12 protein-coding genes are annotated in these 16,655 nt (G+C 75.7%); 5 read left to right on the top strand and 7 right to left on the bottom strand.

The window, feature by feature from the left end; all coding sequences use genetic code 11:
* Positions 1-113 precede the first annotated feature (113 nt).
* Positions 114-692 (bottom strand): TetR/AcrR family transcriptional regulator, encoded by a 579-nt coding sequence (locus tag EV374_RS23415; RefSeq protein WP_486485915.1) that lies wholly within the window; start codon positions 690-692, stop codon positions 114-116.
* 592 nt (positions 693-1,284) lie between these two features.
* Positions 1,285-3,993: an MGH1-like glycoside hydrolase domain-containing protein gene (locus EV374_RS23410; RefSeq protein WP_132238832.1), complete on the bottom strand. Its 2,709-nt coding sequence runs from the start codon at positions 3,991-3,993 to the stop codon at positions 1,285-1,287.
* A gap of 42 nt (positions 3,994-4,035) precedes the next feature.
* On the opposite strand from EV374_RS23410, the gene EV374_RS23405 reads away from it, so the two are divergent.
* The 3 genes from EV374_RS23405 (at position 4,036) to EV374_RS23395 (ending at position 8,465) form a co-directional block, all read left to right on the top strand.
* Positions 4,036-5,979: a glycogen debranching enzyme family protein gene (locus EV374_RS23405; protein WP_132238830.1), complete on the top strand. Its 1,944-nt coding sequence runs from the start codon at positions 4,036-4,038 to the stop codon at positions 5,977-5,979.
* 139 nt (positions 5,980-6,118) lie between these two features.
* Positions 6,119-7,447 (top strand): glycosyltransferase family 4 protein, encoded by a 1,329-nt coding sequence (locus tag EV374_RS23400; protein WP_486485914.1) that lies wholly within the window; start codon positions 6,119-6,121, stop codon positions 7,445-7,447.
* 208 nt (positions 7,448-7,655) lie between these two features.
* On the top strand, positions 7,656-8,465 hold the full coding sequence (locus EV374_RS23395) for a metal-dependent hydrolase (RefSeq protein ID WP_132238826.1): 810 nt from the start codon (positions 7,656-7,658) through the stop codon (positions 8,463-8,465).
* 18 nt (positions 8,466-8,483) lie between these two features.
* On the opposite strand, the gene EV374_RS33565 is transcribed toward EV374_RS23395, so the two are convergent.
* From EV374_RS33565 to EV374_RS23370, 5 genes are all read right to left on the bottom strand, one after another.
* The gene (locus EV374_RS33565; RefSeq protein WP_486485913.1) at positions 8,484-8,720 is read right to left on the bottom strand and encodes a hypothetical protein; all 237 of its coding nucleotides are present in this window, start codon (positions 8,718-8,720) and stop codon (positions 8,484-8,486) included.
* Positions 8,648-9,418, bottom strand: coding sequence for a hypothetical protein (locus EV374_RS23390; protein WP_486485912.1), 771 nt, complete (start codon positions 9,416-9,418; stop codon positions 8,648-8,650). Before EV374_RS23390 ends, EV374_RS33565 begins: the two co-directional genes overlap by 73 nt.
* Positions 9,415-9,942 carry a hypothetical protein gene (locus EV374_RS23385; protein WP_132238824.1) on the bottom strand — a complete coding sequence of 176 codons (528 nt, stop codon included), beginning with the start codon at positions 9,940-9,942 and terminating at the stop codon, positions 9,415-9,417. The genes EV374_RS23390 and EV374_RS23385 overlap by 4 nt, the downstream gene beginning before the upstream one ends.
* Positions 9,943-10,248: 306 nt before the next feature.
* Positions 10,249-10,842, bottom strand: coding sequence for a nucleotidyltransferase family protein (locus EV374_RS23380; RefSeq protein ID WP_132238822.1), 594 nt, complete (start codon positions 10,840-10,842; stop codon positions 10,249-10,251).
* A 370-nt stretch (positions 10,843-11,212) separates the two neighbouring features.
* Positions 11,213-12,916, bottom strand: a complete 1,704-nt coding sequence (locus EV374_RS23370) for a bifunctional 3'-5' exonuclease/DNA polymerase (protein ID WP_207914479.1) — start codon at positions 12,914-12,916, stop codon at positions 11,213-11,215.
* 189 nt (positions 12,917-13,105) lie between these two features.
* Between EV374_RS23370 and EV374_RS33560 the strand changes: the two genes are divergently transcribed.
* Positions 13,106-14,926, top strand: a complete 1,821-nt coding sequence (locus tag EV374_RS33560; RefSeq protein ID WP_486485925.1) for an ABC transporter transmembrane domain-containing protein — start codon at positions 13,106-13,108, stop codon at positions 14,924-14,926.
* The gene (locus EV374_RS23355) at positions 14,923-16,653 is read left to right on the top strand and encodes an ABC transporter ATP-binding protein (RefSeq protein ID WP_132238818.1); all 1,731 of its coding nucleotides are present in this window, start codon (positions 14,923-14,925) and stop codon (positions 16,651-16,653) included. Before EV374_RS33560 ends, EV374_RS23355 begins: the two co-directional genes overlap by 4 nt.
* Positions 16,654-16,655 lie beyond the last annotated feature (2 nt).

Raw genomic sequence — 16,655 nt, 5'->3', positions numbered from 1 at the left:
GGCCGCGCAGGTTGTGGCCGGGGAAGGGCCGAGCCGCGGAGTCAGGGGCCGAGCCGCCGGGTCGGGGGTGGGGAGTCGGGGGTTGGGCCGCCGGGTCGGGGGTGGGCCGCGGGTCAGGGGGCGGCGAAGACACCGGACATGATCATTTCCTCGCGTTGTTCCTGGACGTCCGGGCGCAGCCGCCCGCCCCGGGTCAGCATGACCGTGCCGTGCAGCAGCGCCCACCCGACCTCGGCGAGGGTGTCGGGGTCGCGGCCGGCAGCCAGTGGCGTCAGGGCCGCGCGCAACTCGGCGGAGGCCGCCCGGGGCGCCCCGGGCCCCGGGTCGCGGCCCAGCGTGAGGTCCGAGGTGTGGGCGAGCATCGCGTCGTAGACCTCGGGACTGGCGTACGCGAAGTCCAGGTAGGCCGTCACCACGGCCGGCCACTGCCCGCGTTCGCCTCCGGTGGCGGCGTCCCGGGCGGCGGCGAGCGCGGTGGCCAGGTCGGCGAAGCCGAGCACCGCCACGGCGGACATCAGCGCGGCCGGGTCCGGGAAGCGACGGTAGAGGGCCTCGATGTCGATCCCGGTCCGCTCGGCCAGCCGGCGGTGGGTCACCGCCGCCCACCCCTCGGCCTCGGCCAACTGTCGGGCTGCCAGGACGAGGCGCTCCCGCTCGGCCGGCGCGGCGTCTGCTTCCTCTGCTGGCGACACGCCGCCGATGCTAGCGACCGTCACCGCCTGTGAGGCATCCGCGACGGATTGACGACTCTGCGCCCGTCGCCGTCGCCGTCGCCGTCGCTGTCGCTGTCGCTGTCGCTGTCGCTGTCGCCAGAGATCTTGGTACCGGAGCGCCCCCAGAGGGGCCGATTCCTGCCAAGATCCGCCCCGTTCGCCTCGCCGTGCCGCGACCGTCCGGGGAGCGGGCCGGGCGAACCGAGCGAGGACAGGCCACGCGCGGCGGAACGGGGCGCGGCGGGACAGGCCAAGAGGCAGCGGGGGCGGGCCGCCACCCGACGCGCCGCCACGGCGGCCTGCCCCCGACCCGCCTGCGGCACGGTGGCCTGGCCTGCCCGCAGCACGGTGGCCTGGCCTGCCCGCGGCACAGCGACCACGGCCTGCCTGCAGCACAGCGACCACCAGCCCGCCCGCAGCACGGTGGCCTGACCTGCCTGCGGCACAGCGACCACCGGTCCGCCTCCGGCACAGCGACCACCGGTCCGCCTCCGGCACAGCGACCACCGGTCCGCCTCCGGCACGGCGGCCACGGCCTGCTTGAGGGACGGCGGGCAAGGTCCGCCCAGGCTCAGCGGCGCAGGGTGAGGATCAGGTCGGCGACCAGGGCCGTCCAGCCGGTCTGGTGCCAGGCGCCCAGCCCGGCGCCGTTGTCGCCGTGGAAGTACTCGGGGAAGCAGATCAGGTCCCGCCAGTCCGGGTGGGTCTGAAAGAGCTGGGCGGCGCCGTAGATCGGCCGCCGGCCCCAGTCGTCGCGGGTGAAGAGCGAGATCAGCCGGGCGGAGAGGTCGTCGGCGATCTCGTCGAGGGTCCGCTTCACCCCTGACCGCGTCGGGTACTCCACCTGGAGGTCGTCGCCGAAGAAGGCGGCGTAGTCGCGCAGCGCGCTGATCAGCAGGAAGTTGGTCGGCATCCAGATCGGGCCGCGCCAGTTCGAGTTGCCCCCGAACAGGCCGCTGGTCGACTCGGCCGGCTCGTAGCCGACGCTGAACTCCTGGCCGCCGAGGGTCACCGAGAACGGCTTGTCGAGGTGGGCCCGGGAGAGCGTGCGCAGGCCGTACTCGGAGAGGAACTCGTCGGTGTCGAGCATCCGGGCGAGCAGTCGGGCGATCTGCTCCGGGCCGACCATGGACAGCAGCCGGTGCTGGCGGCCGTCGGGGCCGAGCCGGCGGGCGCCGATGACGTCGGCGTACTCGGGGCGATTGGCGAGGAACCAGCGCAGCCGGGCGTGCAGCTCGGGCAGCCGGTGCAGGGTGTGGGCGGTGAGCCGGGTCGTCGCGGCCAGGGGCAGCAGGCCGACGACCGAGCGGACCTTCAGGGGCACCTTCGAGCCGTCGGCGAGGCGCAGCACGTCGTAGAAGAACGCGTCCTCGGCGTCCCACAGGCCCTGCTCGTACGCGGCAGCGGCGATGTAGGCGAAGTGCTCGAAGAACTTGGTGGCGGTGTCGACCCAGGTGCGGTCGTGCTCGGCCAGTACGACGGCGATGTCCAGCAGGTTCAGCGCGTACATGCCCATCCAGCCGGTGCCGTCGGACTGTTCCAGCACCCCGGCCACCGGCAGCGCCGCCGACCGGTCGAACGGGCCGACGTTGTCCAGCCCGAGGAAGCCACCCTCGAAGACGTTGTTGCCGCCGGTGTCCTTGCGGTTGACCCACCAGGTGAAGTTGAGCAGCAGCTTGTGCATCACCCGGGCCAGGAAGTCGTGGTCCCGGCTGCCGTCGATCTCGAAGACCTTCAGCGCCGCCCACGCGTGCACCGGCGGGTTCACGTCGCCGAACGCCCACTCGTACGCCGGGATCTGGCCGTTGGGGTGCAGGTACCACTCGCGGAGCAGGAGCAGCAGCTGTTCCTTGGCGAAGCCGGGGTCGACCCGGGCGATGCTGACGCAGTGGAAGGCCAGGTCCCAGGCCGCGTACCAGGGATATTCCCACGGGTCGGGCATGGAGATCACGTCGAAGCTCGTCATGTGCCACCAGGCGCTGTTGCGCCCGTGCCGGCGGCCCGGGGGCGGGGGCGCGGAGCCGGGATCGCCCTCCAGCCAGCGCTTGACGTCGAAGTGGTAGAACTGCTTGCCCCACATGAGCCCGGCGATCGCCTGCCGGGCGATCAGGGTCTCGTCCGGTGTGGCGGCGGCCGGGATGACGCCGGCGAAGAACCGGTTCGCCTCCGCCCGCCGGGCCCACACCACCGCGTCGAAGCCGTCACCCAGGTCCGCCGGCGGCGGTGGGGCGCCGCCGGGCGGTGGGGCGGTACGGGTCAGCCGCAGCCGGATCCGCCGCTGCGCCCCGGCCGGCACGTCCAGCACGTAGTGCAGCGCGCCCTTGGTGCCCTCCCGGGCCGGGTTGACCGTCGGGGCGCCGTCGACCACGTGGTCGTTGATGCCGTCCTTCGGGTACGGGGAGCGGCCGGGCAGCCCCCAGAGCCGCTCGGCGTTGGTGTCGTTGTCGCAGAGCAGCGGCGTGGGCTCCCCGTCGCCCTCCAGCAGCAGCTGGCCGAGCACCCGGTGCTCGCCGACGAGCCGCGGCCCCTCGCCGACCAACCGGGGCACCCGGTCGCCGCCGGGCAGCCCCCACGCCCAGGTGTTGCGGAACCAGAGGGTGGGCAGCACGTGCAGGGTGGCCGCCCGGTCGCCCCGGTTGGCGACGGTGACGACGACGCACAGGTCCGTCGGGGTGGCCTTGGCGTAGTCGACCGTCACCGCCCAGTACCGGTCGTCGTCGAAGATGCCGGTGTCGACCAGCTCGTACTCGGTGTCGTCCCGGCCGCGCAGCGCGTTCACCGCGACCAGTTCGTCGTACGGGAAGGCGGCCTGGGGGTAGTGGTAGCGCCAGCGCATCCAGGAGTGGGTGGGGGTGGAGTCCTCGTACCACCAGTACTCCTTGGCGTCCTCGCCGTGGTTGCCGCCGTCGCCGCCGAGGCCGAACATCCGCTCCTTGAGGATCGGGTCCTTCCCGTTCCACAGGGCGAGGGCGAAGCAGAACGTCTGCCGGTCGTCGCAGACGCCCGCCATGCCGTCCTCGCTCCAGCGGTAGGCTCTGGACCGCGCGTGGTCGTGCGGGAAGTAGTCCCAGGCCGTACCGTGCTCGCTGTAGTCCTCCCGTACCGTCCCCCACGCCCGCTCGGACAGATAGGGACCCCATGCGCGCCAGTCCTGCTCCCCGGCGTCGGCCTGAGCCAGCCGGAGCCGTTCGGGGTCGGGCGCGGAGTCGTCGGGGGGCGGCACGTCGGTGATCACTCGCACATCTTCGACGCCGACGGGAGACTTCACCACAGGAGCCATTCTCGTCGTGGCGTGTTGCACCCCGCCGCCGGTGGAGGAAAGTTGATCGACATTCGCTTCGGCCCGCAGGTGTGCGGTGACCTGACCGGCGGCGCCGCCCGGGAGTGGCTGATCACCGACGGTCTCGGCGGCTACGCCACCGGCACGGTCAGCGGGCTGCGCACCCGCCGCTACCACGGCCTGCTCGTGGTGGCCGGCGAGACGCCGGCGTCCCGCCGCGTGGGACTGGTCGGCCTGGACCCGGCCGTGCTGTTCCCCTCCGGCGCCCAGGTGCGCCTGGGCGCGCACGAGTGGGCCTCCGGCGACGTCGACCCGCGCGGCTTCGAGCTGCTGGAGCGCTTCGACCTGACCGACGGCCTGCCCCGGTGGCGCTGGCGCGTCGGCGACGTGGTGATCGAGCGGCAGCTGGCGATGACGCACGGCCGCTCCTGCGTGGCCGTCGTGCACCGGCTGGTCTCCGGCGGGCCGGTGCGGCTCGAACTCGCGGCAGCCTGCACCTGGCGGGACGCGCACGGCGAGCGCCGTGCCGACGGCCCGGCCCCACGGGTGGAGCCGGTGCCGGGCGGGGCGGTGGTCGAGGGCGCGTTCCGGCTCGCCGGGCCGGACTGGACCCCACAGGGACAGTGGTGGCTCGGCGCGCACCACCGGGAGGAGGCGGCGCGGGGCCTGAACCCCGACGAGGACCTCTGGTACGCGGGCCGGTTCTCGGGCGAGCTGGAGCGCCCGGGGGACACGGTGTCGGTGCTCGCCTGGGCCGGCGAGCTGGCCGAGGAGCCGCCACCGGCGACCGAGGTGGTCGCGGCGGCCCGGGCCCGCAACCGGCGGGTGATGGCCGCGGCGAAGCCGGCCGACCCGGTCGAGGCGACGCTCGCGCTGGCCGCCGACGCGTTCGTGGTCCGCACCTCCACCGGGCCGGACGTGGTGGCCGGCTACCCGTGGTTCGGCGCCTGGTCGCGGGACACGATGATCTCCTACGAGGGGCTGTTCCTCTGCACCAACCGGGCCGACGAGGGCCGGGAGCTGCTGCGGGCGTACGCGGCGACGCTGTCGGAGGGGATGCTCGCCAACACCGCCGACACCGGGCGGGTCGAGTACAACACCGTCGACGCGACCCTGTGGCTCCTGCACGCCGTCAGCCGGCACGTCACCGTCACCGGCGACACCGACCTCGGCGACGAGCTGCTGCCCGCGCTGCACGGGGTGGTCGACGCGCACCTCGCCGGCACCCGGTTCGGCATCGCCGTCGACCCGGCCGACGGGCTGCTCACCCAGGGCGGCACCCCGGGCACGGCGCTGACCTGGATGGACGCCCGGGTGTACGGGGTGCCGGTCACCCCGCGTACGGGCAAGCCGGTGGAGGTGAACGCGCTCTGGGTCAACGGGCTGGCCGGCCTGGCCGAGCTGACCGAGCTGGCGGGGCGGGACGCGGGCGAGCTGTGGCGGCTGCACGAGCGGGCCGGCGCCGCGTTCCGGCACCGGTTCCCGGCCCCGACGGGCTGGCTGCACGACGTGGTGGACGCGCCCGCGCCGGCGTACCCGCTGGGTGGGGCCGCGCAGCACGACGACGACCTGCTGCGCCCCAACCAGCTGCTGGCCTGGTCGCTGCCGTACGCCCCGCTGGAGCCCGACGAGCCCACCGTGCGCCGGGTCGCCGGCGGGCTGCTCACCCCGCTGGGCCCGCGCAGCCTCTCCCCCGACGCGCCCGAGTTCGTCGGGCGGCACCGGGGCGGTCCGGCCGAGCGGGACGGCGCCTACCACCAGGGTACCGTCTGGCCGTGGCTGCTCGGCCCGTACGCCGACGCCGCCCGACGGGCCAAGATGCCGGTCGATGACCTTTTCGTCGGCATCGAGGCCCATCTGACCGAATATGGCCTAGGATCGGTGAGTGAGACGGCGGACGGACTCGCGCCGCACGCGGCCACCGGGTGCCCGTTCCAGGCGTGGTCGGTCGCCGAACTGCTGCGCGCCCGCAGGAACGGCCGGTAGCGCTTTACACGACCGCAACGGCGGCGTCTCCGGCGGTTAGCCAGCCGCCAGCAGGATGGGTCCCGTTCCAGTCCCGACCGTCACGGGCACCGCTCCGGTGCCGGGGGCGCGCACTCGGGGACAACTCAAGGGGGCCGCCTTGTCACCTGACGCCGACGTGATCGACATCCATCCCGCCCGGCGACAGCGGGTGCTGATGCTCTCCTGGGAGTACCCGCCGGTCCTCGTCGGCGGGCTCGGCCGGCACGTGCACGCCCTCTCCGTCGCCCTCGCCGCCGCCGGCCACGAGGTCACCGTCGTCACCCGACACACCGACGGCGCACCCCTGGAGGAGTACGCCGACGGCGTCCGCATCGTCCGCGCCGCCGAAGACCCCGTCACCTTCCCCCTGGCCACCTCCTCCCTGCTCGCCTGGACCATGGCCTTCAACCACACCCTCACCCGCGCCGCACTACGCGCCACCGAGGCCGGCTCCTACGACGTCATCCACGCCCACGACTGGCTCGTCGCCCACACCGCCATGACCCTGCGCGAACACCTCGACATCCCCCTCGTCAGCACCATCCACGCCACCGAGGCCGGCCGGCACCAGGGCTGGCTGCCCGAGGAGATGAACCGCACCATCCACGGCGTCGAACACTGGCTGAGCAACGCCTCCGCCCGGGTGATCGTCTGCTCCGGCTACATGCGCGAGCAGGTCGCCACGCTCTTCGACGTGCCGGCCGGGCAGGTCGACGTGGTGCCCAACGGGGTCGACGACCGGGCCTGGCGCGCCCGGCCGGGAGCGGTCACGGCCGCCCGGGCCCGGTTCGCCGGCGACGGCCCGCTCGTCGGGTACGCCGGCCGGCTCGTCTACGAGAAGGGCGTGCAGCACCTGGTGCACGCCGTGCCGTACCTGCGCGACCGGCACCCCGGGCTGCGGGTGGTGATCGCGGGCGACGGCCCCTACCGCGGTGAGTTGGAGGAGGAGACCCACCGCCTCGGGCTCGGGCAGACCGTACGCTTCGCGGGATTCCTGGACTCGACCCGGCTCCCGGCGCTGCTCGGCGCCACCGACGCGACCGTGGTGCCCAGCCTCTACGAGCCGTTCGGGATGGTGGCCCTGGAGGCCGCGGCGGCCGGCGCGCCGCTGGCCGTGGCCCGCACCGGCGGCCTCGCCGAGATCGTCGAGCCGGGCGTGACCGGGGTGACCTTCCCGCACAGCGACCCGGGCGCCCTCGGCGAGGCGGTCGACCAGCTCCTCGGTGACGAGGTCTTCGCCCGGCGGGTGGCCCGGCGGGCGCGCGCCATGGTCGGCCGCCACTACGGCTGGACGACCATCGCCGCCCGGACCGCCGGCACGTACGCGACGGTCGGCCGGGAGCACGGCCCGACGCAGGCCCGGCGCGCCGCCGCCCGGCTCGGCGGGGCCCGCCAGAACATCACCATCCCGGAGGGGAACCTGCTCGCGGCCGGCGGCGCCCGCTGAGGAGCCGCCTCCCCCGCCGTCGGGTGGCCGACAGACCGGCCCCGACGGCCGCCCGACACGGCATACTTCCTGCCGGTACGCCCAGTGACACCCATCCCCTCCCCGGCACTGTCCCACGTGGACCGTCCGGGCGATGCCCCTGCGGAGCGTCGGCGAACTACAGTGGCGTAGTTTTGGCGCTCAAGATCCCTGGGGAGGGTGAGCCGACATGATGGGACCGTCCCACGCGCTGTCCGGCGCGGCGGTGTGGCTAACCGGATCCTGGGCGCTGCAACAGTTCGCCGACTACCACCAGTCGCCACTGGAGCTCGCCGTCGGCACCGCCGTCTGCGCCGGTGGCGCGCTCTTCCCCGACCTCGACCTCTCCGGCAAGGTGACCCGCAACCAGGGCGGGGCGACGGTCGCCCGCACCTTCGGCGTGTTCTCGCTCTTCATCGCCGAGGTGATGGAGAAGGTCTCCCTCGGGGTCTACTACGCGACGAAGCTCAGCAAGGATCCGCGCCGCAACAACGGCCACCGCACCCTGACCCACACCATCCCGTTCACCCTGCTGGTCGGCTGGGGCACCACCACGCTCTGCGCCGCGTACGGCAAGTGGGCCGTCATCGGCATCCTGTTCTTCATGTTCGGGCTGGCGCTGCGCGGCCTGTTCGACAAGTGGGCGGAGCGCGCCGGCTGGGTCATCGTCACCCTCGCGTCGGCCGCCGCCGCCTGGTACACCTTCGCCAACCTGCCCGGCGGCCGGGGCTACCCGCTGATCGGCACCGCCGTCGGGGTCGGCTGCTTCGTGCACATCCTCGGCGACATGATCACCCGGGCCGGGGTGCCCATCCTCTGGCCCATCCCGATCAAGCGTCGGATGTGGACGCCGATCGGCCTGCCGAACAAGATCGCCCTGCGGGCCGGCGGCAAGACCGAGGTGGTGGTCGTCCGGGCCGTACTGACCGCGATCTCGGTGCTCGCGGCGGCCGGACTGGTCGCCCCGTCGGTGCTGCAACGCTTCAACATCGACGTCTGACGGCCTGCCCGCGCCCGGTCAGTCCCACGCCTCGGCGGCCCAGCGGGCGAGCAGCTCCAGCACGGGCCGACGACCCGCCATCATCTCCGCCTCGTCGCGGGCGTCGTAGGTGCCGCTGATGGCGGAGCGACCCAGCCGGCCGAGCATCATCGGCGCCAGCCAGAAGTACTTGGCCGCCCCGGTCAGGCGGACGGCACGGGCCACCTCCCCCGGCGCGACGGCGCCGCGCAGCCCCTCGGCGTACCGGTCGGGCACGGTGGCGGCCACCTCGTCGAGCAGCGCGACGTCGACCAGCCCGTCGAGGAAGGTGTCCAGCACCAGGTTGGCCGCGTCCTCGCCGACCGGCCCGGGGCCGACGCCGGACCAGTCCAGCAGCACCGGCGCGGCCAGGCGGCGACGGCGACCGGGTGCTCCCACGGCACCGGCGCGGCCACCGGGCGGCTCAACGTGTAGTCGCGCAGCCAGTCGCGCGCCAGCCAGTCCGGCGGGCGACCGCCGGCCGCGAGTTCCCGCGCCTCGGGGTCGCCGAGCCGGCGGGCGTGTCCGGCGCCGAGCCGGACGGCCACCTCGCCGAGGTCGACGGGCGTGCAGGCGACCCCCGGCCGGCCGGCGACCTCGGGCAGCCACAGCGCGACCGAGCCGTCCGGCCGGTCGTCGACCGCCAGCGTCGTCGGCGCGGCCAGCCCGGCGTCGGCGTACGCGGCGGCGGGCAGCCCGCTGCGGTACGCCTCGACCTCGCGGCGCCAGTAGTTCCAGTGCCCCGGCTCGTCGCTGCCGGCCCAGTGCGCCGGGCCGGGGCGGCCGGGCGGGGTGAGGAGTTTCAGCACGGCCGGCCGCCCGTCCCGGCGGGTGCGCCAGATGCCGTCGGTCACCCCGTTGAGCATGTTGTGGGTGAGCTGCCCGGCCGGCACGTCGGCGGGGACGAGGTCGGTCGGCGGGCGGGACGTGGTCACGGGGCCTCAGAACCGCCGGGGCGGTCCACCGAGGGCGTGGACGGAGCGACCGTGGCCGGCGGGCCGGGGCGGCTCCAGCGGGCCAGCCACCCGGTCGCCGCCCGCGCCCCCTGCACCACGGCCGAGTGGGCCACGACCGGGCAGAGCACGACCGTCGTCGTAAGAAACCAGGCCAACGCCGCGTCGGCGACGACCGCCCCGGTGACGGCCGCGATGCCGGCGACGTACAGGCCGACGAGGAACACGGCCACCCCGCAGGCCGCCAGCGTGCGGGCGAACGCGCCACGGCGGGCGAGGGCGACGTCGCCGATGACGACCGCCGGCACCACCACGAGCAGCACCAGGACGGCACCCGGCAGGGCGGCGTCCAGCACCGTGAAGGGCCTGGCCAGTGGCCCGCCCGGGCCGGCGTCGGCGACCAGGGCCAACGCGAGCCGCGCCAAGAGGCCGAACGACCCCTCGGCGACGTACACCAGCCAGGCGGCGACCGCCCCGGCGACGTGCCGGATCAACTTTCCGATCATCGGCGGACCTCCCCGCGTCAGCGGCCCGCCGCCGTGCGCCACGGCGGCGGACGCGGCGCTCGCCGACGCTAGCGGAACAGGGGCCCGGCGTGGGGGCAGTGGCGGGACCGGACGGCCGCCGACGAGTGCAGGCCGAGCGAACGACCCGTCTGGACCGGCCCCGCCGTCAGCGACCTGCCCCAGGCCCACGATCAGTTGACCGAACCGCCGGGAACGGGGGCGGGGACGACGCTTTGTCCAGGTTGTCGAACCGGCGGCCGGCAGCCGAGCCCGACGTCCCGGCAACCGACGGTCGGCACCGGCCGGCTAGGCGCCGATGCGCTGGGGTGGAACGGTCAGCCCGTAGAGCGCCATCAGTTCCGGGGTGTCGACCCGGCTGCCGTCGGCCACCGAGTCGCAGGAGATGTCGACGATCTGGTCCTTGTGCGCGAGCAGGTAGGGCCGGGCGCCCACGTCCGCGCTGGCCAGGGTGGCGATGCCGGACCAGTGCCGCCGTCCGAACAGCATCGGGTAGCCGCGCAGGCCGTCGTAGGTGGCGCAGACCAGCACGTCGGGGTACGGCAGCGCGACGACCCGACGCACGGCGGTGGCGGTCAGGCCGGGCATGTCGACCGGCACCACCACGACCGCCTCGATGCCCTCGTCGTCGAGCGCGGCCAGGCCGGCCCGGATGGACGAGCCGACGCCGGTCCCCCACGCCCGGTTGATCACCACCGTGGCCCGGCTCAGGTCCGCCGTCTCGCGGACCTGGTCGGCCGCGGCGCCGAGCACGACCACGATCCGCTCGCAGCCCGCCTCGGTCATCGTGTCGATCATCCGGTCCACCAGGGGCTTCTCCCCCTGGTGCAGCAGCGCCTCGGGGCCGCCGATGCGACGCCCCCCGCCCGCGGCGATGATCATTCCTGCGATCCGGTTCAGCTGGGCCCCCTCCACCGTGGAGCGGGCCGTGGCGCGAGGGCGCGGCCCGCTCCGTCGTACGGACATCGGGAGCAACGAGGACAAGGCAGACCGGGTAGCGGGGCGAAAAGGGAAAATAGTGCAACCGTTACCGGCCCGGAACCGCACCACGTCGCCCGTCTCCGGCGCGGCCGGCTCGGAGGCGGGCAGCCCTGCCGAGGCTGTGCGTACGGTCAGGACGGCGCCCCGGCGGCGGCCACCGCGACGTGCTCGACCGCATCGGCGACAAGTGGTCGGCCCTCGCGATCGTCGAACTCTCCTCCGGCGTCCGCCGGTTCCGGCTCCGGCGTCTCCTGACCCGGGACGGGAGCCGTCAGGCCGCGTCGGCGTAGCAGTCGACGACGGAGAGGTCCAGCGGGAAGCGGACCGGGGTGTCGCCGAAGAGCAGCGCCGTGGCCTGCTCCCCGCACCGGGCGACCGCGTCGGCGACCGCGTCGGCCCGCTCCGCCGGGCAGTGCACGATCACCTCGTCGTGCTGGAAGAAGACCAACTCGCCGCCGGTGGCGGCGAGCCGGCCGCGCAGCGTCGCCAGCAGGGTCGAGGCCCACTCGGCGGCAGTGGCCTGGATGACGAAGTTGCGGGTGAACCGCCCCCGGGACCGGGCCGCCCGCGCCCGCGGCGACTGCGGATCGTCGCCGCCGTCGGGCAGGTCGGTGTCGGGGTCGCCGAACCCGGCCGTGCCCGGCGGGCAGGTGCGCCCCAGCCAGGAGCGCACCAGCCCGCCGGCCTCCCCCGTGCGGGCCGCCGCCTCCACGTAGCCGAACGCCGTCGGGTAGCTGCGCCGCAGCACCGCCAGCGCCGGCACCGCCGCCCCGCCCGTCTGCCCGTACATCGCGCCGAGCAGCGCCACCTTGGCCCGGGGCCGGTCACCGCCGAAGGCGTCCTGGGCGAGGGCGGCGTAGAGGTCGCCGGCACCACCGGCGGCGGCGAGCCGGGCGTCGCCGGAGACCGCGGCGAGCACCCTCGGCTCCAGCTGGCCGGCGTCGGCCACCACGAACCGCCAGCCCGGATCGGCCACCACCGCCCGCCGGATCACCTTGGGGATCTGCAACGCGCCGCCGCCCCGGGTGGCCCAGCGGCCGGAGACGACCCCGCCCGGGACGTACTCCGGCTGGAACCGGCCGTCGCGCACCCAGGCGTCGCGCCAGGCCCAGCCGTGCGCCGTCCAGATCCGGTAGAGCTCCTTGTATTCCAGGACCAGCGGCACCGCCGGGTGGTCCACCCCGCGCAGCACCCAGGCCCGGGTGTTGGGCAGCTCCACCCCGGCCCGGGCGAACGCCCGCAACAGCTCCGCCGGGGAGTCGGCGTGCAGCTGGCGTACGCCGAACGCGTCGGCGATCCGCGCGGCCAGCTCGGCCAGCCGGCGGGGCGGGCCGCCCACCGGCGACGGCTCACCGAGCAGCTCGGCGAGGAGCCGGTCGTGCACGTCGGCCCGCCAGGGCAGCCCGGCGGCCCCCATCTCCACGGCGATCAGCGCCCCGGCCGACTCGGCGGCGACCAGCAGCCGGAACCGGCCGGGATGCCCGGTGGCGGCGATCCGGGCGAGCTGGTCGGCGTACACCCGGGTCAGTGCCTCGACGCCGGGGCCCGGCGGGCCGGGCAGGGCGTCGAAGAGCGCGCCCTGCCCGTGGCCGGGCGGCGCGGCCGGCCGGGGCGGCGGGTCGGCCGGCACCGGCGCGCCGGTCAGCCGGGCCCAGGCCGCCGCGAACGAACGGGGCTCGCCCCAGCGGCCGGCGTGGCCGAGCAGCAGGGCCTCGGTCAGCTCGACGTCGTGGCAGCGCTCGACCCGCACCCCGGCGCGCAGCAGCGCCGGGTAGACGGTCGCGCCGGAGGCCCACACCCAGCGCGGCCGGTCCGCCGCCTCGCGGGCCGCGACGGCGGCGGCCAGGTCGGTGACCGGCTGCACCGGGCCGACGGGCTGCCCCGCGGCGTCGAGCGGTTGCAGCGCTCCCCCGCCCCGCTCGTCCGAGGCCACCGTCACCAGCACGGATGCGATTCTGCCTCGCCCCTGCGACACTCCACCCACCAACCACCCCGGCGACGGCACGTCGGCGGGCAGGATGCCGGAAACGGGGCGGTGCGGCGGTGCCCGGCTCGCTAGCGTAGGCCGGTGCCACCACGGATCCCCCATCCCGAGCCCGGCACCCCGGACCTCCGGGGCCCGTTGCGGTACCTGTGGTGGCTGGTCCGCTGCCAGCCGTGGCGGGTGCTGCGCGGCAGCCTGTTCGGCACGGCCTGGATGACCGGCCTGGCGGTCCGGCCCTACCTGATCTCCCGCGCCGTGGACGACGGACTGCGGGCCGGCGACAACCAGGCCCTGGCCCGGTGGGTGGCGGCGATCGTCGTCGCCGGCGTCGGGCTGTCCTGGCTGGGCATCATGCGGCACCGCACGATGACCTTCATCCGGGAGGACGCGAAGGCGCGCTCCGCCGCCGTGGTGCTCCGCCACCTGTCCCGGGTCGGCGCCGTGCTGCCCCGCCGGGCCGCGGCGGGCGAGGTGGCCACGGTCGGCGGCACCGACATCGACCGGGCGGCACAGGTGATGACGGTGACCGGGCCCGGCGTCGGCGCGGTGGTCGCATACCTGGTCGTCGCCGTCGTGCTCTGGTCGATCTCGCCCCTGCTCGCGCTCTGCGTGCTGGTGGGCGTGCCGTCGGTCGTCCTGGTCGTCGCTCCCCTGCTGCGCCGGCTGGAGCGGGCGGAGTCGGTCTACCGGCAGCAGCAGGGCGAGCTGACCGCCCGGTCGGGCGACATCGTGGCCGGGCTGCGGGTACTCGCCGGGGTGGGTGGCCGGGGCCTGTTCGCCCGCCGGTACGCGGCCCGTTCCCGCGACCTGCTCGTCGAGGGATACCGGGTGGGCGCGGTGAACAGCTGGATCGACGCGGCGACGGTGGCCGTCCCCGGGCTGTTCCTCGCGGCGGTGGTGTGGCTGTCGGCCCGGATGGCGGTCACCGGCGACATCAGCGTCGGGGAGCTGGTCGCCGTCTACGGCTACGTCGCGACCCTCGTCGTGCCGGTCTGGTTCCTGCTCGAGGGCGGCCACCAGCTGATCCGGGGCCGGGTCGCGGCCCGCCGGATCGTCGCCCTGCTCGCCGTCGAGCCGGACGGCGTCGGCGGGCCGCCCGCCACGCCGGCCCGTGCCCGCGCGGCGACGGTCCCCGGCAGCCGCCAGCCGGCCCGACCCGCCGGCCCGGTGGCGGCCCCTGCCGGTCCCGACACCCCGGTCGCGCCCTCCGGCGGCCCCGCCGGTCCTGTCCCGACTTCTGGCGGTCCCGCCGGTCCTGTCCTGGCCCCCGGTGGCGCTGCCAGCCCGGTCGCGGCTCCCGGCGGTCCCGCCGACCTGCACGACCGGTCGAGCGGGCTGACCGTCCGGGCCGGTCGCCTCACCGCGGTGGCCGCCGCCGACCCGGCGGACGCCCTCGCGCTGGCCGACCGGCTCGGCCGGTACGCCGTCAGCGACGCCACCTGGGGCGGCGTGCCGCTGACCGCCGTCGAACTCGACCAGGTGCGGGCCCGCATCCTCGTCGCCGACCACGACGCCCACCTGTTCGCCGGGACGCTGCGGGAGGTGCTGCGCGGGGCCCGCCCCGACGGTGACCGGGAGCGGATCACCTCCGCCCTGCACGCCGCGTCGGCCGAGGACGTCGTCGAGGCCCTGCCGGACGGGCTCGACACCCCGCTGGACACCCGCGCCCGGTCCCTCTCCGGCGGCCAGCGGCAACGGGTCCGGTTGGCCCGGGCGTTGCTCGCCGAACCGGAGGTGCTGATCATCGTCGAGCCGACCTCGGCGGTCGACGCGCACACCGAGGCGCGCATCGCCGAGCGGCTGCGCCGCGCGCGGGCCGGACGGACCACCGTCGTGCTCACCACCTCGCCGCTGCTGCTGGGACGGGCCGACGAGGTCGCGCACCTGGTCGCGGGGCGGGTCGCCGCCACCGGCACACACGCGGACCTGCTCGACCGGGACCCGGGCTACCGGCGGCTCGTGGCCCGTGGCGACGCCGACGCCGAACAGGCGCTGCGGTGAGCGGGCTGCCGGTCGCCGACCGGGCCACCGTACGCCGGGCGACGCGTCGGCTGATCGCCCGGGACCGGCGCGCCGTCGCGGTCGTGCTGGCGCTGCACTCGACCGCCACGGTCGCCGGGCTCGCCCCGCCGTGGCTGCTCGGCGCCATCGTCGACCGGGTGTCCGCCGGGGCCGGCGTCGCCACCGTCGACCGGTTCGCCCTGGCGATCGGCGGGGCCGTGCTGGTCCAGGCGCTGCTGTCGCGCTACGCGCGGTACGCGGGCCACCGCTTCGGCGAGCGGGCCGTGGCCCGGCTGCGCGAGGAGTTCGTCGAGCGGACGCTGAACCTGCCCGTCGGCGTCGTCGAGCGGGCCGGCGCCGGGGACCTGGCCACCCGCAGCTCGGTCGACGTGGCGACGGTCGGCACCACCGTCCGGGACGTGGTGCCCACCATCGTCATCGCCTCGGTGCAGCTGGCGCTGCTGTTCGGGGCGGTGTTCCTGCTGCACCCGCTGCTCGGGCTGGCCGCGCTCGCCGGGCTGCCGACGATCGCGCTGGTGACCCGGTGGTACCTGCGGCGCGCCAGCCCGGCGTACCTGGCCGAGGGGGCGGCCGCCGCCGAGCTGACCGAGACGCTGACGAGCACAGCGGAGGGCACCCGTACGGTCGAGGCGTTGCGCCTCGCCGACGAACGGATCGGGCACGGCACCGCGCGCATCGGCCGGGTCTGGGCCGCCCGGCGGGCAACCCTGGCGCTGCGCACCGTGTTCTTCACCGTGGTGGAGGCCAGCTACCCGCTGCCCGTGGCCGTGCTGCTGCTGGTCGGTGGGCTCCTGCTCACGCGGGGCGAGGTCTCCCTCGGCGCGGTGGTCGCCGCCACGCTCTACCTCCAGCAGGCGATCGAGCCGCTGGACCGGATCCTCCAGTGGACGGAGCAGGCGCAGCGCGGCTTCGCCTCGTTCGCCCGGGTGCTCGGCGTCGGTCAGGTGCCGCCGGAGCGGCCCGGCCGGGCCGCCGCGCCGGCGGACGAGCGGCTGGTCGTCCGGGGAGCCCGGTTCGCGTACGGCGGCGGACCCGACGTGCTGCACGGCATCGACCTCGAGGTGCGGCCCGGCGAGCGGTTGGCACTCGTCGGGCCGTCGGGGGCCGGGAAGTCCACCCTGGCGCGGCTGCTCGCCGGGATCGACGCGCCCCGGGAGGGGGTCGTCAGCGTCGGTGGCTGCCCGGTGACCGACCTGGACCCGGCCGAGCGGCGGCGGCGCATCGCCCTGGTCACCCAGGAACACCACGTCTTCCTCGGCTCGCTACGCGACAACCTCGCGTTCGCCGCCCCCGACGCCTCCGGCGACCGGATGCGCGCGGCACTGGCCACGGTCGGCGCCGACTGGCACGCCCGCCTGCCCGAGGGCCTCGACACTCCCCTCGGCGACGGGGCGCACCAGCTCGGCGCCGCCGAGGCCCAGCAGCTCGCGCTGGCCCGGCTGGTGCTCGCCGACCCGCACACGCTGATCCTCGACGAGGCCACCGCCGCCCTCGACCCGACCACCGCCCGGCGCACCGAGCGGGCCCTGGCCGCCCTGCTCACCGGGCGGACCGTCATCGCGATCGCGCACCGCCTCAACACCGCGCACGACGCCGACCGGGTGGCCGTGCTGGAGGGGGGCCGGATCACCGAGCTCGGCAGCCACGACGAGCTGGTCCGGGCCGACGGCCCGTACGCCGCCCTGTGGCGCTCCTGGCACCCCTGACC

Source organism: Micromonospora sp. CNZ303, from assembly GCF_004345505.1.
This window is presented reverse-complemented; position numbering and strand designations above follow the sequence as displayed.

Coding starts and splice junctions, on each gene's coding strand:
- EV374_RS23410 (WP_132238832.1), bottom strand. CDS start 3,993: ATGGCTCCTGTGGTGAAGTCTCCCGTCGGCGTCGAAGATGTGCGAGTG.
- EV374_RS23385 (WP_132238824.1), bottom strand. CDS start 9,942: ATGATCGGAAAGTTGATCCGGCACGTCGCCGGGGCGGTCGCCGCCTGG.
- EV374_RS23380 (WP_132238822.1), bottom strand. CDS start 10,842: ATGATCATCGCCGCGGGCGGGGGGCGTCGCATCGGCGGCCCCGAGGCG.
- EV374_RS23395 (WP_132238826.1), top strand. CDS start 7,656: ATGATGGGACCGTCCCACGCGCTGTCCGGCGCGGCGGTGTGGCTAACC.